This window comes from Candidatus Tisiphia endosymbiont of Neophilaenus lineatus (genome assembly GCF_964264975.1).
Classification (GTDB): domain Bacteria; phylum Pseudomonadota; class Alphaproteobacteria; order Rickettsiales; family Rickettsiaceae; genus Tisiphia.
Window position 1 is genome coordinate 331,896 of the sequence record NZ_OZ183649.1, and the last position, 24,738, is coordinate 356,633.

At 32.8% G+C, this 24,738-nt stretch carries 25 protein-coding genes and 1 pseudogene; 20 read left to right on the plus strand and 6 right to left on the minus strand.

Going from position 1 to position 24,738, the window contains the following annotated elements; translation table 11 throughout:
* Positions 1–4 precede the first annotated feature (4 nt).
* Positions 5–4,828 (minus strand): NAD-glutamate dehydrogenase, encoded by a 4,824-nt coding sequence (locus tag ACFE3K_RS02060; protein WP_375359166.1) that lies wholly within the window; start codon positions 4,826–4,828, stop codon positions 5–7.
* Between the two features lie 323 nt (positions 4,829–5,151).
* On the opposite strand from ACFE3K_RS02060, the gene mnmE reads away from it, so the two are divergent.
* From mnmE to dksA, 3 genes are all read left to right on the plus strand, one after another.
* Entirely contained in the window at positions 5,152–6,573 is a 1,422-nt protein-coding gene (mnmE, locus tag ACFE3K_RS02065; RefSeq protein WP_375359167.1) for a tRNA uridine-5-carboxymethylaminomethyl(34) synthesis GTPase MnmE, read from the plus strand.
* Positions 6,574–6,576: 3 nt separating this feature from the next.
* A complete protein-coding gene (locus ACFE3K_RS02070) occupies positions 6,577–7,521 on the plus strand; it encodes a tyrosine recombinase XerC (protein ID WP_375359168.1) in 945 nt (314 codons plus the stop codon).
* 63 nt (positions 7,522–7,584) lie between these two features.
* A complete protein-coding gene (gene dksA, locus ACFE3K_RS02075; protein WP_375359169.1) occupies positions 7,585–8,004 on the plus strand; it encodes an RNA polymerase-binding protein DksA in 420 nt (139 codons plus the stop codon).
* Positions 8,005–8,341: 337 nt separating this feature from the next.
* Here the strand turns inward: dksA and ACFE3K_RS02080 are convergent, their stop codons facing one another.
* The 3 genes from ACFE3K_RS02080 to ACFE3K_RS02090 are packed head-to-tail and all read right to left on the minus strand — an operon-like array spanning position 8,342 to position 9,062.
* Positions 8,342–8,473, minus strand: coding sequence for a hypothetical protein (locus tag ACFE3K_RS02080; protein ID WP_375359170.1), 132 nt, complete (start codon positions 8,471–8,473; stop codon positions 8,342–8,344).
* A 28-nt stretch (positions 8,474–8,501) separates the two neighbouring features.
* Entirely contained in the window at positions 8,502–8,855 is a 354-nt protein-coding gene (locus ACFE3K_RS02085; protein WP_375359450.1) for a transposase, read from the minus strand.
* A gap of 15 nt (positions 8,856–8,870) precedes the next feature.
* The gene (locus tag ACFE3K_RS02090; RefSeq protein ID WP_375359171.1) at positions 8,871–9,062 is read right to left on the minus strand and encodes a hypothetical protein; all 192 of its coding nucleotides are present in this window, start codon (positions 9,060–9,062) and stop codon (positions 8,871–8,873) included.
* A 133-nt stretch (positions 9,063–9,195) separates the two neighbouring features.
* Here ACFE3K_RS02090 and ACFE3K_RS02095 point away from each other — a divergent pair, with 133 nt between their 5' ends.
* Complete coding sequence (locus ACFE3K_RS02095) at positions 9,196–9,693, plus strand: helix-turn-helix domain-containing protein (protein ID WP_375359172.1); 498 nt, start codon at positions 9,196–9,198, stop codon at positions 9,691–9,693.
* A complete protein-coding gene (locus ACFE3K_RS02100) occupies positions 9,687–10,247 on the plus strand; it encodes an IS630 family transposase (RefSeq protein ID WP_375359173.1) in 561 nt (186 codons plus the stop codon). Before ACFE3K_RS02095 ends, ACFE3K_RS02100 begins: the two co-directional genes overlap by 7 nt.
* Positions 10,248–10,399: 152 nt before the next feature.
* On the opposite strand, the gene ACFE3K_RS02105 is transcribed toward ACFE3K_RS02100, so the two are convergent.
* On the minus strand, positions 10,400–10,864 hold the full coding sequence (locus ACFE3K_RS02105) for an IS5 family transposase (RefSeq protein WP_375359174.1): 465 nt from the start codon (positions 10,862–10,864) through the stop codon (positions 10,400–10,402).
* 491 nt (positions 10,865–11,355) lie between these two features.
* Between ACFE3K_RS02105 and ACFE3K_RS02110 the strand changes: the two genes are divergently transcribed.
* The 14 genes and pseudogenes from ACFE3K_RS02110 (at position 11,356) to ACFE3K_RS02175 (ending at position 23,324) form a co-directional block, all read left to right on the plus strand.
* Positions 11,356–11,805 carry a helix-turn-helix domain-containing protein gene (locus tag ACFE3K_RS02110; protein WP_375359175.1) on the plus strand — a complete coding sequence of 150 codons (450 nt, stop codon included), beginning with the start codon at positions 11,356–11,358 and terminating at the stop codon, positions 11,803–11,805.
* The gene (locus ACFE3K_RS02115) at positions 11,799–12,245 is read left to right on the plus strand and encodes an IS630 family transposase (protein WP_375359176.1); all 447 of its coding nucleotides are present in this window, start codon (positions 11,799–11,801) and stop codon (positions 12,243–12,245) included. The genes ACFE3K_RS02110 and ACFE3K_RS02115 overlap by 7 nt, the downstream gene beginning before the upstream one ends.
* A gap of 110 nt (positions 12,246–12,355) precedes the next feature.
* On the plus strand, positions 12,356–13,597 hold the full coding sequence (locus ACFE3K_RS02120) for an MFS transporter (RefSeq protein WP_375359451.1): 1,242 nt from the start codon (positions 12,356–12,358) through the stop codon (positions 13,595–13,597).
* A gap of 45 nt (positions 13,598–13,642) precedes the next feature.
* On the plus strand, positions 13,643–14,185 hold the full coding sequence (gene hscB, locus ACFE3K_RS02125) for a Fe-S protein assembly co-chaperone HscB (RefSeq protein ID WP_375359177.1): 543 nt from the start codon (positions 13,643–13,645) through the stop codon (positions 14,183–14,185).
* Entirely contained in the window at positions 14,176–16,107 is a 1,932-nt protein-coding gene (gene hscA, locus ACFE3K_RS02130; protein ID WP_375359178.1) for a Fe-S protein assembly chaperone HscA, read from the plus strand. The genes hscB and hscA overlap by 10 nt, the downstream gene beginning before the upstream one ends.
* Before the next feature lie 17 nt (positions 16,108–16,124).
* Positions 16,125–16,457: a ferredoxin family 2Fe-2S iron-sulfur cluster binding protein gene (locus tag ACFE3K_RS02135; RefSeq protein ID WP_375359179.1), complete on the plus strand. Its 333-nt coding sequence runs from the start codon at positions 16,125–16,127 to the stop codon at positions 16,455–16,457.
* 205 nt (positions 16,458–16,662) lie between these two features.
* Positions 16,663–17,541, plus strand: a complete 879-nt coding sequence (locus ACFE3K_RS02140; RefSeq protein WP_375359180.1) for a hypothetical protein — start codon at positions 16,663–16,665, stop codon at positions 17,539–17,541.
* Between the two features lie 132 nt (positions 17,542–17,673).
* Positions 17,674–18,123, plus strand: coding sequence for a helix-turn-helix domain-containing protein (locus tag ACFE3K_RS02145; protein WP_375359181.1), 450 nt, complete (start codon positions 17,674–17,676; stop codon positions 18,121–18,123).
* The gene (locus ACFE3K_RS02150) at positions 18,117–18,677 is read left to right on the plus strand and encodes an IS630 family transposase (RefSeq protein WP_375359182.1); all 561 of its coding nucleotides are present in this window, start codon (positions 18,117–18,119) and stop codon (positions 18,675–18,677) included. The genes ACFE3K_RS02145 and ACFE3K_RS02150 overlap by 7 nt, the downstream gene beginning before the upstream one ends.
* A 189-nt stretch (positions 18,678–18,866) precedes the next feature.
* Positions 18,867–18,974: pseudogene (locus tag ACFE3K_RS02155) on the plus strand (IS5/IS1182 family transposase); the annotation flags it as partial.
* Between the two features lie 143 nt (positions 18,975–19,117).
* On the plus strand, positions 19,118–20,470 hold the full coding sequence (ffh, locus tag ACFE3K_RS02160; RefSeq protein ID WP_375359183.1) for a signal recognition particle protein: 1,353 nt from the start codon (positions 19,118–19,120) through the stop codon (positions 20,468–20,470).
* A 51-nt stretch (positions 20,471–20,521) separates the two neighbouring features.
* On the plus strand, positions 20,522–21,733 hold the full coding sequence (locus ACFE3K_RS02165; RefSeq protein ID WP_375359184.1) for a palindromic element RPE1 domain-containing protein: 1,212 nt from the start codon (positions 20,522–20,524) through the stop codon (positions 21,731–21,733).
* A 536-nt stretch (positions 21,734–22,269) separates the two neighbouring features.
* A complete protein-coding gene (locus ACFE3K_RS02170; protein ID WP_375358453.1) occupies positions 22,270–22,770 on the plus strand; it encodes a helix-turn-helix domain-containing protein in 501 nt (166 codons plus the stop codon).
* Complete coding sequence (locus ACFE3K_RS02175; protein WP_375358949.1) at positions 22,764–23,324, plus strand: IS630 family transposase; 561 nt, start codon at positions 22,764–22,766, stop codon at positions 23,322–23,324. The genes ACFE3K_RS02170 and ACFE3K_RS02175 overlap by 7 nt, the downstream gene beginning before the upstream one ends.
* On the opposite strand, the gene ACFE3K_RS02180 is transcribed toward ACFE3K_RS02175, so the two are convergent.
* A complete protein-coding gene (locus ACFE3K_RS02180) occupies positions 23,321–23,542 on the minus strand; it encodes a helix-turn-helix domain-containing protein (RefSeq protein ID WP_375359185.1) in 222 nt (73 codons plus the stop codon). The genes ACFE3K_RS02175 and ACFE3K_RS02180 overlap by 4 nt on opposite strands.
* A gap of 275 nt (positions 23,543–23,817) precedes the next feature.
* On the opposite strand from ACFE3K_RS02180, the gene ACFE3K_RS02185 reads away from it, so the two are divergent.
* Positions 23,818–24,627, plus strand: a complete 810-nt coding sequence (locus tag ACFE3K_RS02185) for a class I SAM-dependent methyltransferase (RefSeq protein ID WP_375359186.1) — start codon at positions 23,818–23,820, stop codon at positions 24,625–24,627.
* Positions 24,628–24,738 lie beyond the last annotated feature (111 nt).

Genomic DNA, 24,738 nt, shown 5'->3' on the forward strand with positions numbered 1-24,738 from the left:
CGCATTACTCAAGCTTACGCAAAAAAGTTTCAAATTTTTTGTTTGCTAAAATTAAAATATTTAAGTCAATAGTTTCTTGCAATCTAATTCCTTTTACAAAATCTAAAAAAATACATACGGCATCTATATTATTATCAATCCATAACTCTAAATCAATATTTAATTTAGAGTTGTTAATTATTTTAGCCAATAATTGTCTTTGTTTATCATATAAGTCATCTTTTAATGATTGAATTGATAATCTATTCCAGTAGGAATCATTTAGTTGTTTATCACAAGATTTACGAAGCCAATCAATACTAAATTTATTACCAGTAGTGAAATATAAATTAGCAACATCATTATTTTTAGCTTTTGTCTTTTTTGCAATATATATTATATCAAAGACAGACACTAGGCTGTCAAGAGTTGCAATCCTGCGAGCTATTTCATCTGTCACTCCTGATAAAGTATATTGCTTAACTTGATTATCGAATTTGTTTTTTGCTTCTCCTAAAAGAAGATTACCAACCACTTTACTAAGCATTCTAGCTGGTTTATAAAATTCATCAATGGTATTGCTAATATTGATAGGATGTTTTATATGCTTTAGAAACCAAGAGATACCTCTACGCATAATTTTAGCAAGCTCAGTGAACATGTCAATTTTAACTTTATGATCTATATTACTTGCTAGAGATTCTACTATAGCCCATAGATTATCTAAATCAAAAATTTCACAGATAATAGTATACGAACGAACTATATCACAAAGAGCAGCCTGAGTTTCACGTTTTATAAGATTAAGTGATGGTCCGCCTAATTGATTAACAATTTTATTTGTTACAACGGTTCGAATAATTTCATGTTTAAGCGGATGAGCTAAAATTTCCTCACGGAATTTTTCTTGCATTAGTTTTGGAAAATAATTAATCAGATAAGATTCAAAATACTTATCTTTTGAAAATGTTGCTGTTATTAAATCATGATAGACTGAGCGTTTACTATAAGAAAGTAATACACAAAGCTCGGGACGGGTCATATTTTCCTTATTAACTGCCCTTTTACTGAGTTCTTCCTGAGTTGGTAAGAACTCAACAGTTCTATTAATTAATTTTTCTTCTTCTAAAGTATCAATAAATTGGCTAAATACTCCAATAGTTGAAGTACTAGATAATTGCATTATATCAAGTGCCTGAGTTTGTTTATAGTTATCAACTAGAACCAGTTCCTCGACGTGTTTTGTCATAGTAAATAAGAACTTATTACGTTCTTCTAAACTAATCTTATTAGAGGACATAGCCTGATTAAGAGCAATTTTGATATTTACCTCATGATCCGAACAGTCAACACCAGCTGAATTATCAATGAAATCAGTATTTATTCTCCCGCCTAGATTGCTATATTCTATTCTACCTTGTTGTGATACGCCAAGATTTCCTCCTTCTCCTATTACTTTAGCTCTGATATCTTTACCATTGACTCTAAGATTATCATTTGCCTTATCGCCTATCTCTAAGTGACTTTCTGTTGAAGCTTTTATATAGGTTCCTATACCGCCATTCCAAAGCAAATCAACTTCTGCTTGTAAAATAGCTCTAATCAGATGTTCAGGAGATGATTCGTTAATGTTTATCTTTAGCAATAACTTGGCTTCTAGGGATAATGATATAGACTTACTGCTTCTCTCAAAAACTCCGCCACCTTTTGAAATTAATTGTTGATTATAGTCAGACCAATTTGATGTAGGTAACTTGAATAGTCGCATACGTTCATTGAAACTAATAATTGGATCAGGTTGTGGGTCAATAAATATATGTTTATGATTAAATGCCGCAACAAGTTTTATGGTATTAGACCTAAGCATGCCATTACCAAAAACATCCCCAGACATATCGCCAATACCAACAACAGTAATAGGGTCTTTTTGTACATCAATACCCATAGCATGGAAATGGCTTGCTACAGAAATCCAAGCTCCTTTTGAGGTAATAGCCATTTTCTTATGATCATAACCTACTGATCCACCGGAAGCAAAAGCGTCGCCTAACCAAAAATTATATTCAGCCGACACACTATTTGCATAATCCGAGAACGTTGCCGTACCTTTATCGGCTGCAACCACAAGATATGGATCTTCTTGGTCGTAGATAATAGTATTTTTTGCCTGAATAACTTTACCATCAATTATATTGTCAGTAATATCAAGTAATCCACGGAGAAAATTTTTATAACACTGCACCACTCTTGCCATATATTCTTGGCGAGTCATATTATCATCAGTGAAATTAACGAAAAATCCACCTTTTGAGCCAACAGGTACAATAACTGAATTTTTGGTCATTTGGGCTTTCATTAGTCCTAATACTTCTACTCTATAATCCTCACCTCTATCAGACCATCTAATACCTCCGCGAGCGACGACGCCCCCTCGTAAATGGATAGCTTCAAAATCATTATCGTAAACAAATATTTCGGCAAATGGTACTGGCAAAGGCAAGTGAGGAACTTTTTGCGAGTCAAATTTAAAAGAAAAATAATTTTTACTGACTGTACTATGCTTGTTAGCTGAACTTTTTAAGTCATTAGAGCTAGGCTGATAACAGTTAGTTCTTACAATAGCTTCAATAATATCAAACATCTGTCTTAAAACCTTGTCCTCACTACTGCTAGTAATTGTATTAAGATAGTTAAAGATACTATCTTTTATAGTTTTTAAACGTTCATCTGAGAAATTTGCGGGATTAAATTTAGTATCAAACAAATCAACCAACATTTTAGTATATAAAAAATGCTTTATTAAGGTCAACTGAACGTAGCCCTTACCATAGACAAAGCCGGTTTGATGTAAATATCTAGTTAATGCTTTAACCAACTTAACTTGCCACCAATTAAAGCCCGATAACACTATTAATTTGCTTAAAGAATCATTAGCCAAAAGTCCAAGATATATCTTATCTAGAGCCTCTTCTACGTTTGCTTTAAGTAAATCAATATTGCTTTCAATAGTTATCAATGTTTCGAGAGTGAACTCATATATCCAACTTTCTTCAATATCTCCTGCTCCTTTTATGGTAAAGCTTTGTTCATCTATAGCTTTGAATCCCAAATTTTCTATAGATGGTAATAAGTCTGAAAGAGCTAATTTAGGTGTTGGGCTGTAAATTTTTAGCTGGAACTCTTTATTATTTATAGCAATTAAATTAAATATCGGTTTGCGATAAATACTAGCTTCCTTTAAATAGTCAATATCTATTAAAGCTGTTTGTCCATTAAATTTTTCTCTATAGTCGATAGGAAAAATTGGGTCAAAAAGCTTAAAATTTACTCCCCCTTGGTATTCACCAAATTCTTTACATAACTTTTGGTAAAAATCTTCACTCCAACGAGTGGAGAGCTTATCTAATTCTTGCTCTATTAGTTCAACATCAAAATCAATATTCTTTTTACCCTGTAGCTCCAACGTAATAAATAAATATGAAAAATTTTCTACCACTTCTGCAGTATAATCTAAAAGTATTAGACCACTAAGTATATTTGATAAATAATAATTTATGCTACTATGTACTTCTAGTGTCAAACGATCTCTTGGTAAAAATATTATGACATTAATAAATGAACCAGACCAATCTTGCTGAATAAATAATTTGAGTTTTTTACTCGTTATCCCTGAGAATACATGTAAGCACATACAGTATAGATCACCTTCATCAATTTGTATCAAAGCTTCTTTAGGCAGAGATTGAATTATATTTTTAAGTTTCTTGGTATTATATCCACCAACCGGGAAAGCGGCTTTATCTAGAACAAATTTTAGTTTTTGTCTCAGTATGGGAATATCAGTAACTAATTGATAATACATTGCAGAGCTATATAAGCCAAAAATTATACTACCTGAATGATATTTTTTTTCCTGATCAATTTTCTTAATTAAAATATAATCTACTAAGTTACTTCTATGTACTTTTGATAAGATATTAATTTTACCTAAAATAATTAGTTTATTTTTATGTAATGAATTTGCTGAACGTTCTATAATATCAAGCACTTCACCACTATTTTGCCATATCTTTTTAATACCATCTTCCAATGAAAAATTTTTAGAAGTTAGATCAAAGTTAATCATACCTAGAAAAGTAAAATTATCATCTTTTAACCAATCTAAGAAATTTATAGATTCATGATAATCTAAATGATTCTCATTATATAATTGCTGATTATTTTGGATATCGTTTGAAATTAACGTCACTCTGTTTAAGATTTTAGACCATACATTATAAGTAGTATCTACCTGATCTAGAACTTCATTTAAAGTCATTTCCAAAGAGCTAATATCTTTTTGATCAAAACTTCCTAGAATAGTGATATGGACTAAAGATTCCTCTCTATCTTTCTTTATATCCAATATTTCTTGTAAGTTACCATCATTGTTCCTTACACAAGCTATAATAGGATGAAGTAAAAATTTAGCTTTTAAATTTAGACTTGTTAATAAACAAATGATCGAATCAACTATAAATGATTTGTTATCATTCAGTAGCCAAATATTAATTGCAGGATCATTTTCAATTACTGTACTGACAATCTGCAACTTTCTTTTATCAGGCTGTTTTTCTTGAAAGAACTGAAAGGCCTTATTTGTAAACTCATCAAATAATTCTAGTCTATCTCTAAATCTATAGTCTACAGGGATATAAGCTAGAAATTTCTGTACAAACTTACTATAAAGAGGGGTGCTATAAAATGGATTCCCATTTTTTACTGTACTCAGTGATAAAATTTCTGATTTATAATTAGGAACTTGACAGGTAAGCTTACTCAAAGCTAAAGATGTCTTTTCTGTTGTCATAGCTGTTACCAAACTTTATAATTGTTTCAATAGATTACCAAGTAGGCAACAAGTGTTTAAATAGCTTAAATTAGGAATAATATCACAGTATACTCGATGTCATATATGGACAAAGTTCATGCAATCATTCCTACTTCCCTTAATGTCATCCCTGCGTAGGCAGGGATATAGATTCCCGCTGCAGCTCGAATGACATTAAGTAATATAGTCCCCTGTCAAAGCGGAAATGACATCTTTGTGTAGAATTTAAGTTGTTTAATTCTTGTCTACTTGCTATTAATTATAATTAAATAAATTACTTAAGCAAGAGGATCACTACTATTGTGGAAACTATTTTCGCTCAAAGCTCTAAACTAGGAAAAGCTGGTGTTGCAGTCTTTCGTATCTCTGGACCTAAAAGCCTATTTGCCTTAAAACATTTGCTTAAGAATAATAATATAGAGTTTGTTCCAAGAATTATGTACTGTAAAAAACTCATAAATCCTAAGAATCAAGAATTAATTGATGATGCGGTGGTAGTATACTTCCAAGCTCCAGCTAGCTTTACTGGAGAAGATGTAGTAGAAATATATACACATGGCAGTATAGCAATTGCTGCCATGCTAACTGAAACATTGTTAATCATCGATGGTTTAAGAATGGCAGAGCCTGGAGAGTTTACCCGTAGGGCGTTTTTAAATGGCAAATTTGATTTAACTGCAGCAGAAGGTATTGCTGATTTAATTGAAGCAGAAACTGTGTGGCAACATAGGCAGGCGGTTAAGCAAGTTGGTGGAGGACTTGAAGAACTTTACAATGGGTGGAGACAAACTTTACTGACCATCATCGGTTTCCTAGAAGCTTATATTGATTTCCCCGATGAAGATATTCCACAAGAAATATTAAATAGAGTTATGACTCTTAGTGGTGAACTTAAATATGCTATAATAAAACACCTTAACGATAATAGACGGGGGGAGCTGCTTCGAACCGGTATTAAATTGACTATTTTAGGAACTCCTAATGTTGGTAAATCTAGCTTACTTAATTTTTTGATGAGAAGAGACGTTGCTATTGTATCAAACATTGAAGGTACAACTCGTGATATAATTGAGGGGCATCTAGATATAGGAGGATACCCAATTATATTACAAGACACAGCTGGTATAAGGGCGAGTAATGATTTAATAGAGCTAGAAGGTATCAAACGTGCAATTGAGTCAGCAAAAATGGCTGATATCAAAATAATTATGCTTGATGCTATAAAGTTAAGCAACTCACCCTCATATTTTGAGGAGATGGCTGATATTATAGATTTAATAGATGATAATAGCATAATGCTGGTCAATAAAATTGATCTTTTGGATAAAAGTTTGGGGCATTGTCATCCTGCTGCAGTGCGGGATATAGATCCTCGCCTACGCGGGAATGACATCATGGAAGATAGGTTGCTGCCATTAAACAAAAATTATTTAAAAATCTCTATAAAAGAAAAAATAGGACTGGATATTTTATTAAAGGAAATCGAAAATATTGCTCATAATATAGCAGGTTTAACCGAATCGCCGCATATTACTAGACAACGTCAACGAACCTGTATAGAAAAAGCGTTGGAATATTTAGAAAATTTTAATATTGAAAATGACTTAGTGCTAGCCACAGAAGATGTTAGAATGGCTATCAGAAGTTTAAGTAATGTTACTGGTAAGATTAGTGTTGAAGAAGTTTTAGGAGAGATATTTAGTAATTTTTGTATAGGTAAATGATCAATGATTCAGAAAAAAACACGAGAAGTATTAGAGCTAATAGATAAATGGCAAAAATATCTGAAATTACAAAAAAATTGTTCAGAACATACCATAATTTCTTATAAGAATGATTTAGAACATTTTCTGAATTTTATGACTCACTATAATTCTGAAATCATAACCATTAGTTCTATAAGGCAAGTTGACATAAGATTAGTACGGAGCTGGCTTTCTAAAAGGCAACAAGATAATTACCTAACAGCTTCTAACTCTAGAAGTTTGTCTGCTATAAAGAATTTTTTTAAATATCTAGAGAAGACTGTTAATATCACTTGCCATGCAATTTTCTCCGTCAAAAATCCTAGGAAAGCTAAAATATTACCGAAATCTTTGTCGCAGTCAGATGCTCAATTATCCATTGAACATATTGATGATTTCGCTGATTTAGAATGGGTGGAGTTAAGAAATAAAGCCCTTTTAGTGCTTATTTATGCTGCTGGGCTTAGAATATCCGAAGCATTATCTATGACTACATCTCATTTACAAAACTTAGATTTTATAAAAATAACAGGGAAGGGTAAAAAAGAACGGATAATACCATGGACACCAGTTGCTAGAAATTTAATAGAACAATATTTAAGTAAATTACCTTATAGTATAGATGAAAAAGATCAGATATTTCGAGGTAAAATGGGTAAAAAATTACAAGCTCCAGTATTTAATCGTGAACTGATAAAATTACGTCGCTTCTATGGATTATCAGAACATTTATCAGCTCATTCCTTTAGACATAGTTTTGCCACGCACTTGCTTGAGAATGGAGCAGAGTTAAGGTCTATTCAGGAATTACTTGGGCATAAAAGTTTGTCAACTACCCAGCGTTATACTAAAATTAGTCTAAAACATTTGGAAAATATTTATAATAATGCTCACCCAATATCAACATCTAAAGGGGAAGTATTATAATCTTCTTGCCATGCTTTTGAATTATAGGTTATATTATCCCATGTTTGAATATGAGAAGCCTGTATGTCTAAAATTATTTTACTAAAAGGGTATAAACCTTCCAGTGATGAAGAATATATGAATCCTCAACAGTTAGAATATTTTAGACAAAAACTCCTTGAGTGGAAAAGTTCTTTACTAGAGGAATCACGAGAAACCTTAACCCATCTCAAGGAAGAAAATTGGAATGAGCCAGATTTAAATGATCGTGCGTCAATTGAAACGGATACAGCAATTGAACTTAGGACAAGAGATAGGTATCGTAAGCTTCTTGATAAAATTGAAGAAGCTTTGGTAAGGATAGAAAAAAATGAATATGGTTATTGTGAAGAAACTGGAGAGCCAATTGGCTTAAAACGTCTAGAGGCAAGACCAGTTGCAACTTTGTGTATTGAAGCACAAGAGCGACATGAGAGTTATGAGAAACAGCATATAGATATTTAACCTCAATTTCGGATTAATTTCATTAATCCGAAATTGGAATGAGAATGTAAACAATCAGGCTTAAAGCGGTTTGACGCCTGATTGTTAAATATTTCATTTGCTAATAATCTTATTTTTATACCAATAAAAATAAGATTATTAGCGATAATAGATTAAAATGTATTTATAGTAAGTGCTTCAAGAATGCATTTTTCTGATATTTTAGCTAGGTTCTGTTGACAAAAATTTTAACGTAACCATATTAAAGTTCCAACGAAATTTAGAAAAGCTAAGAAAGTGGCTGGAGGCACCGTCAAGTTAAGTAAAATAGTATCAAAAAGAGCTATATTTTTAGATTTCAGGCAGCAAGAAGTCTTTGAGTGGCTTCGTCCCAAATGGATTTAGCTGATGCCAATGCAATTCTTTGCTCAATTGCTGTTTTACTATATCTTCCAACATTTACGGCAAATATATTTCTGACTTTTCCCATCAGTGATAATTTATACCAATTATAATAATTAACACGGTGTATTTATCCAATCTCTATACATAATTGATTTTACTAAATCTACATTATGAGCAAGTTGATTCCAAGCGTAACAAGCCATAGTAACGATATCTTCATATACACCATAACATTGGTTAGACAAGAAATGATTTTTAATCCATTCCCAAACTTGTTCCATTGCATTAAGTTCCGGTGCATAGGGCGGAAGCGGTATCAAAGTGATATTGCTTGGCACAGTTAGTTTTTTGGCTGTGTGCCAACCTGCATTATCCGTTAGTAAAGCTATATGTCGGTTGCCTTGAATACTGCGAGAAAGCTCTTCTAAGAATTTATTCATTGCCTGTGTGTTTGCATATGGTAAAATTAATACACAAGCTTCTCATGTCTCATGGCAAGCAGCTCCGTAAATATATGTTGAAATAAATTGCTGTTGCCGAACTTTACGGGGTCTAGTGCCACGCTTAGCCCATATACGAGTTAAGCTACCTTGTTGCCCAACTCTAGTTTCATCCTGAGACCATATATCAACTTTACATCTATCGATATTTTTTGGTAATAATTTTGTTAACATGTTTGGAAAGTTTTTTTATATCTATTTTGAGTCTCTTGATTTGATTTTGGATGCATTGAACGAGAAGTAATACCAATTGCAATAATTAACGCAGTGGTCTAAGATGGGTTTTTAACTGATAAAAGGTACTCAAATGGCTAGGTTAATATTACCACAAGGTTTTCATGGTCATGATTTTATAAAAATGATGAAACATGAGCCGCATGGTCGAAATCGTATACGTTTATTGGCGATGTATCACCTTCAATTAGGCAAATCTTTTAAAGCCATATCTGAAATAGTGAAGTCACACTGGAAAACCGTGCAATCATCGCTCAGAAGATTTAGGAATCATGGTTTTGAAGGATTATTTGAATCACAAAGAAGCGGTGCCCCTAGGAAGATTAACACTATACAAGAATCTGCTCTTCTTGATAAAATCAATACGCTCAGTAAAAGTAAAACTGGTGGGTATATAACTGGAAAAGAGCTACATATCATGTTACTTGAGGAATATGGTGCTAAATGTGCTTTAAAAACAGTCTACAATACTATGCGCCTTGGTTTTAGCTGGATTACTTCTCGTTCAATGCATCCAAAATCAAATCAAGAGACTCAAAATAGATATAAAAAAACTTTCCAGACATGTTAACAACATTATTACCAAAAAATATCGATAGATGTAAAGTTGATATATGGTCTCAGGATGAAACTAGAGTTGGGCAACAAGGTAGCTTAACTCGTATATGGGCTAAGCGTGGCACTAGACCCCGTAAAGTTCGGCAACAGCAATTTATTTCAACATATATTTACGGAGCTGCTTGCCATGAGACAGGAGAAGCTTGTGCATTAATTTTACCATATGCAAACACACAGGCAATGAATAAATTCTTAGAAGAGCTTTCTCGCAGTATTCAAGGCAACCGACATATGGCTTTACTAATGGATAATGCAGGTTGGCACACAGCCAAAAAACTAACTGTGCCAAGCAATATCACTTTGATACCGCTTCCGCCCTATGCACCGGAACTTAATGCAATGGAACAAGTTTGGGAATGGATTAAAAATCATTTCTTGTCTAACCAATGTTATGGTGTATATGAAGATATCGTTACTATGGCTTGTTACGCTTGGAATCAACTTGCTCATAATGTAGATTTAGTAAAATCAATTATGTATAGAGATTGGATAAATACACCGTGTTAATTATTGCAATTGGTATTATATCCTTCACTTACGTTACAACCCACTACATCCCTCCTCTCAGCTTCACATAATTCGTTACCTCCATATATGTGAAATTTGGTTCTACGCTGTTGGCTAAACTTTACGTAGGTTGGATTTTCACCAACTGTAATTTACCCGCTTTGCCTAGCGCCATCATTTCTTTGCCCAGCAGTTAGTATAAACTTTAATGGATTACCAAGGACATCAACAAGGGTATGAATTTTAGTACTAACACCACCTCTGCTTCTACCTAAAGCCGCTTCTTCTTGATTACCTTTGATATATCCAGATGAGCAAGCATGTGCTCTCACAATAGTTGCATCAATCATAATTGATTCCATATCTGCATCTACTTTAACATAATCCATTAAATCCTCCCATATACCTTTGTCAACCCATCTCTTAAATCTGTGATAAATACTGTACCAACAACCATAATCATCAGCTAGAAGACGCCATTGGCAACCTGTTCTAACAATAAACCATATTGCTTCAATAAAATATCTCATTTTTTCTTCATTCTTGTTGTGTATACCATTTCTTTCCTTAAAAAATGATAAAATTACTTCCCATGCTTGTTCTTCTATGTAATACAATCATATTGGTAGTTCCTTTTTTTGATAACTAGAAACTACCATTTCTTCTTACTATGGCAACTTTTTATTCCTCTTGCCTAACTATAATTTTTGTCAACAGAACCTAGGATCGTTTATATATGTTATTTTTTTCTTGCATTTTACAGGAGGTTCATACATAAGGTTAGCATATTAACTATATGAAATTATTAAAAAAGCTGTATTACTCAATAAATATTTTGCTAAAAACATGATTTTAAAAGATTAAAATCATGTTTTTAGCTTTAGAAAGGTTTAAAATGCATTCGCGTTAGCCAATTTAAGAATGCATTTTCCCTTATATTAAAGCCAATTCGGGATAATAATTAGTTAATTCTTATCCTGAATTGAGGTGTAATACTAATTGCAATAATTAACACGGTGTTATAAAATGGGTTTTTAACTGATAAATAGGTACTCAAATAGCTAGGTTAATATTACCGCAAGGTTTTGAAGGTCATGATTTTATAAAAATGATGAAACATGAGCCGCATGGTCGAAATCGTATACGTTTATTGGCGATGTATCACCTTCAATTAGGCAGATCTTTTAAAGCCATATCTGAAATAGTGAAGTCACACTGGAAAACTGTGCAATCATCGCTCAGAAGATTTAGGAATCATGGTTTTGAAGGATTATTTGAATCACAAAGAAGCGGTGCCCCTAGGAAGATTAACACTATACAAGAATCTGCTCTTTTTGATAAAATCAATACGCTCAGTAAAAGTAAAACTGGTGGGTATATAACTGGAAAAGAGCTACATATCATGTTACTTGAGGAATATGGTGCTAAATGTGCTTTAAAAACAGTCTACAATACTATGCACCGCCTTGGTTTTAGCTGGATTACTTCTCGTTCAATGCATCCAAAGTCAAATCAAGAGACTCAAAATAGATATAAAAAAACTTTCCAGACATGTTAACAAAATTATTAGCAAAAAATATCGATAGATGTAAAGTTGATATATGGTCTCAGGATGAAACTAGAGTTGGGCAACAAGGTAGCTTAACTCGTATATGGGCTAAGCGTGGCACTAGACCCCGTAAAGTTCGGCAACAGCAATTTATTTCAACATATATTTACGGAGCTGCTTGCCATGAGACAGGAGAAGCTTGTGCATTAATTTTACCATATGCAAACACACAGGCAATGAATAAATTCTTAGAAGAGCTTTCTCGCAGTATTCAAGGCAACCGACATATGGCTTTACTAATGGATAATGCAGGTTGGCACACAGCCAAAAAACTAACTGTGCCAAGCAATATCACTTTGATACCGCTTCCACCCTATGCACCGGAACTTAATGCAATGGAACAAGTTTGGGAATGGATTAAAAATCATTTCTTGTCTAACCAAATGTAGATTTAGTAAAATCAATTATGTATAGAGATTGGATAAATACACCGTGTTAATTATTGCAATTGGTATAATGTCTAAATAATTGTTTGAAAAGATGGATATCACTCCTGAATATGCTAACTAATCATACACGCTCTTATTTTATTTGTTTCTTCTTGCTTGGAATAGTTGCAGGGGTAAATTTTTCTTTAGTATCATTTACTATTCATTACCAATTATCACAGGCGGGATATTCAACTGATATTATTGGTGCAATGTTTCTAACATCTATTCCATATTGCTTAAAACCAATATGGGCACCATTTATTGATAAATATTCTATACCTGTTATATGTCAAAAATTTGGTCAACGACGTGGATGGACATTAGTTACCCAAGCATGTTTATTAGTCACTACTAGCGGGTTTTTAATTATAGACCCCCCTGTTAACATAATTATTACCGCAATTTTAATTTTTATTATTTCCTGTTGTGCAGCAACTCAAGATGTTGTTTTAGATGCATACCGTATAGAACGGACTATAAAAAAAGAAGATCTCTCAATTGCTACAACTTTTAGCTCAACTGGTTTTCGCATAGGAATACTTATTAATAGTACAGGGGCATTATATTTATCTTGCCTCTTTAATTGGTACTTTGTATATCTATATATCTTTCTTATAACAATGGCTGCACCTATAATAACCTTATATATGCAAGAACCTGTTACAAAAAAAACTCAACACATCTCTACTGATTTAATTTCACCTGCACAATATTTTCAAGTTATTGGTGATAGCTTACTATTGTTAAAACGAAATCATCCAAACTGGATGTTCATTATACTGTTTGTCTTTCTATATAAAGCAAGCGACTCAATTCCTATGGCAATGAGTTCGCCAGTATTTATTGACTTGTCTTTTACCTCTCAAGAAATTGCTTCTATTTCAAAAGCATATGGATTCATGCTAATGATCTCTGGAGGAGTCATTAGCGGTATTTTAACTGCAAAAATAGGAATATCCCGAAGCATCATAATATGTGGTAGTCTACAATTACTGTCACCCTTAATGTTTGTGTTTTTATCTATGGTAGGCCATGATATGTTTATATTTACTATAACAATTACTGTACAGAATTTTTGTTGCGGGCTTGGTAATACAGCGATTCTTATTTATTTTTCTAGTTTATGTAGTAGCGAATTGATAGCCACACAATACTCAATTATATCTTCTTTTGGCTCCTTCGTACGTATTATTTTATCCTTTTTATCTGGCATTTGTGCAAATTATATGGACTGGTCTCAACTTTTTTTATTGACTACGTTATTTAGCATGTTATTTGTACCAGCCTTTTTAAGGATACGTAAGATTTAATAGATTTGATACTTTACTATGCTATATTGTCTATGATTTCAAGAGTTGACAAATTCTTATCCCAAATTCGCGTTACTAGAAGTAGTTATGAGCAGTTATTTTGAGTTATTAGGCATAGAGAAAAAATATGATATTGACTTGCTTATCTTGGATAGTCAATATTTTGCTATGCAGTTAAAATATCATCCAGATAGAATTAATTCTAACAGAGAAAAGCAAAAAAATTTATCTATCTCCATTGATATCAATAAGGCTTATGCAACGCTTAAAGACGATTTATCCCGAGCTGAGTATCTTCTCTTGTTAAACAATATAGTCTTAGATGATATAACAGTTAGGCAGGGTATTTCAAAGGAAGAATTAAATGTTATATGGAATGAATTAGAGCTTGTTGAAACTACTCAACAATTAACTAAGTTACAATCTATGCTAAATAACAAAATTCTTGAAAAACAACAACTTACTAAATCGCTAACTACTGCATTTCAAAATCACAATATGCAAGATGCTATTGATATTACTATAAGATTTAAATATCTTGAAAACTTAATTAATAATATTCAGCTAAAAATCAAGTCATGCAAATAATAGAAATTAGTGAGGCTGGTTCTTCCAAGCATAAAGAAAATGATAATGATATAGCAGTTGGCATAGATTTTGGTACAACAAACTCATTAATTGCTTGGTCAAATCAACAAATGGTACAAATCATTACAGATGATCAGAATCTAGAACTTATCCCCTCAGTTATAGCCTTTCAGGATAAAAACTTTATTGTCGGTGATAATTATATAGTCAATAATTTGCGTTCTATTAAAAGACTTTTCGGTAAAAAATTATCTGATATACAAAATAATCCGACACTTTTTGCCTTAGTGAAAGATTATATTGACTTAAACAGTCAAATATTACGAATAAAATTTGCTGAAAGACTGATGACTGTTCCAGAAGTTGCCGCACAAATATTCCTATATTTAAAGCAACAAGCTACTGAGAAATTAAATTTAGAAATCAAAAAAGCAGTAATAACTGTGCCAGCACATTTTAACGATGCCGCTAGAGGAGAAGTAATGCTGGCAGCAAAAATTGCTGGCTTTGAAGTACTAAGGTTAATTGCAGAGCCAACAGCAGCAGCTTATGCATATGGTCTGAATAAAAATATACCCGATATATTTCAAGAGTTGGCTAGGAGAGCAAGTGGCGAGCAAGCGGAGTGTATTCAAACCTACATGAGCATGCGTAGTCCCGAAGCTCGACAACGCCAACACTTGAAAGATGAAGGGTATAGAGGGTACTATTTAGTGTATGACCTAGGAGGCGGGACTTTTGATGTATCAATTCTCAATATGCAAACCGGCGTACTTCAGGTTATTGCCACTGGCGGAGATAATATTTTAGGTGGTGATGATATTGATCACTTAGTGATGAAGTATTTTTGTAATAAATATAAGTTAGTAAAATCTAATGAATTAATAAAATTAGCAAAAAAAACTAAAGAAACACTTAGTGTACAAAATAAATGTAGTATTATATATGAAAAGAAGATATTAGAATTAAATATAGAGGATTTTGAACGATTAATATCACCATTAGTAGAACGTACAATAGCTATTACTAAAGATACGCTAGAACAGGCAAATAACCCTGATATTTTAGGTATTATCCTGGTTGGGGGTTCAACTCGCATACCGTTAATTAGTAAGAGTTTAAGACAAATGTTTAATACTACTATTTTTTCAGATATTAACCCAGATAAGGCGGTAGTATGGGGGGCAGCTCTGCAAGCAGAGAACCTAACTTCGGCAAATATTAATTCCTTATTAATTGATGTAGTACCCTTGTCACTTGGTATCGAACTAAATGGTGGAATTACTGAAAAAATTATTCTGCGTAATAGTCCTATACCAATATCGGTTACTAAGGAGTTTACCAATTATGTAGATAACCAAACTTCTATGAAGTTGCATGTGGTACAGGGAGAAAGAGAAATGGGAGAAGATTGTCGGTCACTCGCAAGATTTGAACTAAAATTGCCACTAATGAAAGCAGGTGGAGTGAGGATAGAAGTAACATTTTCTATTGATGCAGATGGTATTTTGTCAGTATCAGCTCTAGAGAAAAATAGTAATATATCACATAATATTGAAATAAAACCAAGTTATGGTTTAAATGAAAGTGAAATTACTGAAATTCTAGAAAATGCTTATCAAAATGCTGCCAGTGATCATAATAAGAAATTATTGCAAGAAACAATTATTGATACAAAATCTTTGATTTATAATATAAAAAATGCTATTAGGGAGATGCCAAATCTTCTTGCAAAGAATGAAATGGGAAAAATTGATATGGCAATTAAAACTTTAGAAGAAGCAATAAACTCAAATGATCGTGATTACATTATAGAATGTAGCAAGAATTTTGAGAATATAACAGAGAATTTTCTTTCTGAAAGATTAAATAGTGCTACTTTGGACTTACTTAAAGGTAAGCATATTGATGAAATAAACTAAAAAGGAATGAATAATTAATGCCTAAAGTAATTTTTGTGGTAGATAAAGATGGTACAGAAAAAATAGTAGATGCCCCTATAGGACTGTCTATTTTGGAAATTGCTCATCAAAATGACATTGATCTTGAAGGTGCATGCGAAGGATCACTAGCATGTGCCACTTGCCATGTTATTGTAGATGAGGAATTGTACCACAAATTAAAAAATCCTTCTGAAGCAGAAGAAGATATGCTTGACTTAGCGTTTGGTCTTACCCATACTTCAAGACTTGGTTGTCAGATTATTGTTAGTGAAGAACTTGACGGTATAAGGGTTCGCTTGCCATCTACTACCCGTAATATTAACTTATAATTGAGTATATAGAGTGATACGTAAAATTTTGTTTTTTATTTGTTTAATTTACACCATAATATGGTTTAGCATTGCTTATACTATCAAAAGCAATATAGTAAATACTATAAAAAATTCAGAGACAGATAATACTAAAATATCTTATAGCCAAATCAAAGTTTCTGGCTTTCCTATTCGCTTTCAAATTCATTTAGTCGAGCCAAAAATGAAATTTATCGATCATGTTAATTCCAAAAAAATATCTACTGAGGAAATGACATTTTTGTTTGATTTTAGTTTTAAAAAAGCTAGATTGATTTTAGGACAACAAGGAATAAAACAACAAGAGAATTTTGATTGTAAATTAGTAGAGTATAGTGTTCAGTCCAAGGAATATATTACAGCACTAGTTAAATTTAATAAACCTATATATAAATTATCCCATGGAGATAATTTAAAATCTATCGTAAAGTTTCTGCAAGTTAACAATAAATTATTATCCTTCATTCAGGAAGAGAAGGAAATTTTTAATATTGCTGATTTAGTTTTCCTAATCAATAAGGCAAAATCTCAGGACGGTGAAAATATAGCTCTACAATTACGTTTGTTGTACTCTGCGGGGGAAGATTTTCTTAATTTCAAAACAGCACAGCTTGATTTAGCCACACTGTTCAATATTGCTACTAACCAGGGTAAAGATACAAATTCTATCAGAAATCTAAATATTGATCGTTTAGTTTTTTCTTGTGATGATAATGCCCAAGTAGATTTGGTAGGGTTTTTACAATTTTTTGATAGTAAGTTACCAAAAGGTAAATTATCTTTTGAATTGACTAATTACCATGATATCATCGATAAATTGATTCCTAACAATTTGTTATTACCTAAAAAAATGGTCAAAACTATCATTGAGAAAGCTGTTGATTCTTCTTTATCTGGAGTAGTTAAGACAGATGATAATGAATTAGCAACTTATGAAAAGGTGAAATTTGATATTGAGTTTTCTGATAATGGTATACATATAGGTTCAATTAATTTGCTTGAGTTTAAACTAGAGGATAGTAAAGTAGATGAGGCTATAGAAGAGAACAACACTGAAAGTTAACATGAGTTCAATATAATACCAATTGCAATAATAAACACGGTGTTATAAAAATGGGTTTTTAACTGATAAATAGGTACTCAAATAGCTAGGTTAATATTACCGCAAGGTTTTGAAGGTCATGATTTTATAAAAATGATGAAACATGAGCCGCATGGTCGAAATCGTATACGTTTATTGGCGATGTATCACCTTCAATTAGGCAAATCTTTTAAAGCCATATCTGAAATAGTGAAGTCACACTGGAAAACCGTGCAATCATGGCTCAGAAGATTTAGGAATCATGGTTTTGAAGGATTATTTGAATCACAAAGAAGCGGTGCCCCTAGGAAGATTAACACTATACAAGAATCTGCTCTTTTTGATAAAATCAATACGCTCAGTAAAAGTAAAACTGGTGGGTATATAACTGGAAAAGAGCTACATATCATGTTACTTGAGGAATATGGTGCTAAATGTGCTTTAAAAACAGTCTACAATACTATGCACCACCTTGGTTTTAGCTGGATTACTTCTCGTTCAATGCATCCAAAGTCAAATCAAGAGACTCAAAATAGATATAAAAAAACTTTCCAGACATGTTAACAAAATTATTACCAAAAAATATCGATAGATGTAAAGTTGATATATGGTCTCAGGATGAAACTAGAGTTGGGCAACAAGGTAGCTTAACTCGTATATGGGCTAAGCGTGGCACTAGACCCCGTAAAGTTCGGCAACAGCAATTTATTTCAACATATATTTACGGAGCTGCTTGCCATGAGACAGGAGAAGCTTGTGCATTAATTTTACCATATGCAAACACACAGGCAATGAATAAATTCTTAGAAGAGCTTTCTCGCAGTATTCAAGGCAACCGACATATAGCTTTACTAACGGATAATGCAGGTTGGCACACAGCCAAAAAACTAACTGTGCCAAGCAATATCACTTTGATACTGCTTCCGCCCTATGCACCGGAACTTAATGCAATGGAACAAGTTTGGGAATGGATTAACAATCATTTCTTGTCTAACCAATGTTATGGTGTATATGAAGATATCGTTACTATGGCTTGTTACGCTTGGAATCAACTTGCTCATAATGTAGATTTAGTAAAATCAATTATGTATAGAGATTGGATAAATACACCGTGTTAATTATTGCAATTGGTATGATACATCACCAATAAACGTATACGATTTCGACCATGCGGCTCATGTTTCATCATTTTTATAAAATCATGACCTTCAAAACCTTGCGGTAATATTAACCTAGCTATTTGAGTACCTATTTATCAGTTAAAAACCCATTTTATAACACCGTGTTAATTACTGCAATTAGTATTATTTGGTAAAATCAAACATTTTAGGCGTATATTTTCTAGATTTGATAAGGCTCCAGCCACTTTCTTAGCTTTTCTAAATTTCGTTGGAACTTTAATATGGTTACGTTAAAATTTTTGTCAACAGAACCTAGTTCTCAATAGAATCCGAAAATTTTATTTCACAAATTAATTACTATTTTTTTTGCTAATATGCTTAGTGATTATTAGTAAATATGCTACAATATGGTGCATTCAAGTAATTTATTACATTTTATGTTTCAAACATTAACTCAAAATCTAACGAAAATTTTTGATCGTATCAAAAGAAGTGGTACTTTATCGGAGTTCCAAATAAACGATACTATGCGTGATATTAGGATTGCCCTTCTTGAAGCAGATGTTGCACTACCGGTAGTTAAGGATTTTATTTCTGAAGTAACATTAAAAGCTACGGGGCAGGAAGTCCTAAAATCAGTAGCTCCAGGGCAGATGATAGTAAAGATTGTCCATAATGAGTTAATTAATATATTATCCTCGTCTCTAGATGAAAGTAGTTTACAGCTTAAATCTGAACCGCCGGTAAATATTTTAATGGTTGGTCTGCAAGGTAGTGGAAAAACTATAGCAAGTGCCAAATTAGCACTTAGGCTAAAAAATCAAAATAAAAAGGTACTTTTAGTCTCTCTTGATATTTATCGACCAGCTGCACAGGAACAATTAACTATCCTTGGTAAATCTATAGGGGTAGATTGTTTAACTATTGTCCCCAACCATACTCCTATAGATATTGCGAAAAGAGCTTTACACGAGTCGAAATTATCTGCCTATGACGTCGTTATTTATGATACAGCAGGTAGGTTGCAAATCGATGATGAGATGATGAAAGAAGCATCAAATATAAAAAATTTAATAGACCCAAAAGAGATAATTTTGGTAGTTGACGCAATGACGGGGCAAGATTCGGTACTTATAGCTAGCAATTTTGATCAAAAATTAGGGATTACCGGCGTGATTTTATCCCGTATTGATGGCGATGCCAAAGGTGGGGCGGCTCTAAGCATTAAACATGTTACCAAGAAACCTATTAAGTTCTTAAGCACTGGCGAGAAATTGACAAATCTAGAATTGTTTGACTCAGAACGCATAGCTTCAAGAATATTAGATATGGGAGATATAATCTCCTTCGTTGAAAAAGCAGCAAGCATAATAGACCATCAAGAGGCAGAAAGAGCGGCTGCTAGACTTCAAAAAGGTAAATTTGATTTGGAAGATTATCTAACGCAAATGAGGAGTATAAAGAAACTAGGTGGATTCAGTAGTATGATGAGTATGTTGCCTGGTATTAATAAAATTATCGATAAAGTCGATCAATCGAAATTAAGTGGCAAATTAATAGACCACCAAGAAGCAATAATTTTATCTATGACTAAAAAAGAACGAAAAAACCCAGATTTGCTAAATGCCTCACGTCGAAAACGTATCGCTGAAGGCTCTGGAACATCAGTCCAAAAAGTGAATAGTCTATTGAAACAGTTTAAACAAATAAGTGGTTTCATGAAAAAGGCAAGCAATATGAATCCCAAAAGCCTCATGCGTAGTGGTATAGGCAACTTATTGAAATTATGATAACCTGAATTACCTTAATTCTTATCCCAAATTCGCGTAACTGGAGATTAAATGCTTAGCAAGGTATATAACGATCTTATTTTACAGATTAAAGCCAATAAATATGATTTTTTAAGGTTTGATCTGATTAAGCAAGATGCAATAAAGGATATCGCAGCTCAGCTTGCTTTAAAATATGATATTGTGGTAGTTATAGGTTTTGGTGCGTCTTCTCTAAATGTTAGAGCATTATTAAGTATAAAGGCAGTAGCTACTAAAAGGCTAATATATCTTGATAGTGTAGATCAGTTGGAAATTGATGAAAAACTGGCATTAGTTGATTTAAGTAAAGCAGTCTTTTTCTCATTGAGTAAGTCTGGGAACACAAATGAAACCTATTTATTAACTAAGTATGTTTTAGAAGTTTTACATATTCCCCCTCAAAATGTTTATGTAATAGTACCGTTTAATAATAATTTATTACGTAATTTAGCAGAGTCTTTTGGTACAAATTGTCTAGAACATGATAACATTCGTAGTGGAAGATTTGGCATAATTTCTAATGCATCTTTGCTCCCAACCGCAGTTGCAGGAGTTGATGTACATAAAGTTGTACTAGCTGCTTCAAAAAAAATATCAGATATTATTCTTGATGGATTTAATATTTGTGAGATAGCGGAGTATTACCTTAATCAATATTCTTTAAATAGACATATGTTAGTTATGTTTAATTATTGTTATCAATTAGATGGTCTATGTAGATGGCAACAACAGATTATAGCTGAATCACTTGGTAAGAATGGTTTTGGTATAACTCCTATAATAGCAAAAGGAACATTTGATCAACACAGTCAATTGCAGCTTTATTTAGAAGGTCCGGATGATAAATTTTATCAAGTTATTACTAACAAAGCAAGCTCAGATATTAAACCTCTTTCAAAACTCGCTTGTGCTGAGGGATTTGAAGGAGAAGCTTCACCTCGAACCGCAGCGTACTCTAATTCCGTTACGGATTCGAGTACCGCATCATTGTCCAAATCACCAGCAGAAGTAGAGTTTCGAAAGAGGTCTATTGAAATAGCTCTAACTGCTCATGCTAATAATATATATAATGCATTAGATCAAGTTAAACGACCAGTGAAGCTAGAGAATTTTGTATATATCGATGAACAGGTAATTGTAGATCAAATTATTCACGTAATGTTGAGTACTATACTAATTGCAAATCACCTAAAAATCAACCCATTCAACCAGCCATCTGTGGATGAATATAAGAAGGTATAATAGACCTATTTCGCGTCAGGGAGATCTGCAAGTGCTGAATTATAAACAACTTAGAAAGATTTTTCTTATCTACTTTGTCACTATCAGAAAAACTAGCAATAGTGGTGTCAATCATATCACTAGACAGTCCTACCGAGTGTGTCTATAGTACCCTACCAGTTGGTACATCAAGAATAGCTAATCTAACTCGCGAAAATTCTGATGGGTCTAAATTGACTCTACCAGTTATACATCCCTTCAAAATCTCTGTACAAAAATCCTTAGTTACTGCACTAGATGTTTTACTCTCCGCATAGAAATTCATTACAACTAGTAAATCAGCTCCGGCTTTTCCACCAAGATCAACTACAGAAAGAATCTTGTCATCAATAGAATATGCCGCATCCTCTTTCCAAGCTCCATTAGCATAGAGTATATTTAGAGTCTCATCAAAATTATCCTTAATGTCAACGACGTATTTTGACAGTTTATTATACCAATTGCAATAATTAACGCAGTGGTCTAAGATGGGTTTTTAACTGATAAAAGGTACTCAAATGGCTAGGTTAATATTACCACAAGGTTTTCATGGTCATGATTTTATAAAAATGATGAAACATGAGCCGCATGGTCGAAATCGTATACGTTTATTGGCGATGTATCACCTTCAATTAGGCAAATCTTTTAAAGCCATATCTGAAATAGTGAAGTCACACTGGAAAACCGTGCAATCATGGCTCAGAAGATTTAGGAATCATGGTTTTGAAGGATTATTTGAATCACAAAGAAGCGGTGCCCCTAGGAAGATTAACACTATACAAGAATCTGCTCTTTTTGATAAAATCAATACGCTCAGTAAAAGTAAAACTGGTGGGTATATAACTGGAAAAGAGCTACATATCATGTTACTTGAGGAATATGGTGCTAAATGTGCTTTAAAAACAGTCTACAATACTATGCACCGCCTTGGTTTTAGCTGGATTACTTCTCGTTCAATGCATCCAAAATCAAATCAAGAGACTCAAAATAGATATAAAAAAACTTTCCAGACATGTTAACAAAATTATTAGCAAAAAATATCGATAGATGTAAAGTTGATATATGGTCTCAGGATGAAACTAGAGTTGGGCAACAAGGTAGCTTAACTCGTATATGGGCTAAGCGTGGCACTAGACCCCGTAAAGTTCGGCAACAGCAATTTATTTCAACATATATTTACGGAGCTGCTTGCCATGAGACAGGAGAAGCTTGTGCATTAATTTTACCATATGCAAACACACAGGCAATGAATAAATTCTTAGAAGAGCTTTCTCACAGTATTCAAGGCAACCGACATATAGCTTTACTAACGGATAATGCAGGTTGGCACACAGCCAAAAAACTAACTGTGCCAAGCAATATCACTTTGATACCGCTTCCGCCCTATGCACCGGAACTTAATGCAATGGAACAAGTTTGGGAATGGATTAAAAATCATTTCTTGTCTAACCAATGTTATGGTGTATATGAAGATATCGTTACTATGGCTTGTTACGCTTGGAATCAACTTGCTCATAATGTAGATTTAGTAAAATCAATTATGTATAGAGATTGGATAAATACACCGTGTTAATTATTACAATTGGTATTAATCTTCCTAGGGGCACCGCTTCTTTGTGATTCAAATAATCCTTCAAAACCATGATTCCTAAATCTTCTGAGCGATGATTGCACAGTTTTCCAGTGTGACTTCACTATTTCAGATATGGCTTTAAAAGATTTGCCTAATTGAAGGTGATACATCGCCAATAAACGTATACGATTTCGACCATGCGGCTCATGTGTCATCATTTTTATAAAATCATGACCTTCAAAACCTTGCGGTAATATTAACCTAGCTATTTGAGTACCTATTTATCAGTTAAAAACCCATTTTATAACACCGTGTTCATTATCGCAATTAGTATTATTCCTCTTACCTAACTATAATTTTTGTCAACAGAACCTAGTGATATTGTTACAATCAAGAATTTATTATTTCAATTTTCTATATTATTTTCTCTTGCTATCAATAAACCAAATCAGCAATATATTGACTAAAAAAGAGATATATAAAATCTAATCAAATGGTAAAAAAGAATAGCTATATTTTGGCAACTGGCGATGAAACGGATTATAGGCTCAGTATTTTGAATAAAATATATGGCAAATATACTAATATTCTATTGGATAGGCTAGCACTTCGTCCAAATATGAAAGTGGCAATTATTGGTTGTGGATCGGGGGAGTCTATTGATGTAATATATCAGAAAATTGGACAAGATGGCAAACTATTATGCCTAGATATAAGCCAAAAACAGATAGAGCTTACTAAAAGTAAGTTAAGTAGTAAAAACCTCGATATTGTTGAATACCAAGTTGCAGATATACAAGATTATCAGGGTCATGAGCAATATGACCTCGTATATTGTAGGTTTGTACTCATACATCTAACACATCCTCAAAAAGCCTTAAATAATATGTTAAGTTTATTAAAGCCGGGTGGAACTATTGCATGTGAAGAGCATGATTATACAGCTATATTTAATTATCCATATGCTCGTTCAATAGCACAATATAAAGAATTATTACATAAAATTGAAAAAAGACTTAGTGTAGATTATTCTTATGGTATAAAGCTATTTAATACTTTGTGTAGTCTTCAATTAATAGATGTAAAATTTGATTTTCATCAACCAGTTTTTAATGGGGCTGAAGAAAAATTATTATTAAAATTATCTCTTTTAGAAGAAAAAGAACATTTTATTCAGCATAAGTTGATCGATAATTTAGAAATAGAAAAGATGTTAAAAGAAATGGATCAGATTATTCAGGATAAGACGGTTATACAAAGTGCAGGTGGGGTGTTTCAATCTTGGGGGAGGAAGCTCCAATGAGTAGTATAATTTACTCCCTCATAAATATATATACTCAGGTAGAACTTCAAGAATTGGCGTTGTCATGTCTAAAGATCGAAGCTGCTCCGTTACTCATGTACGCTACGCCGC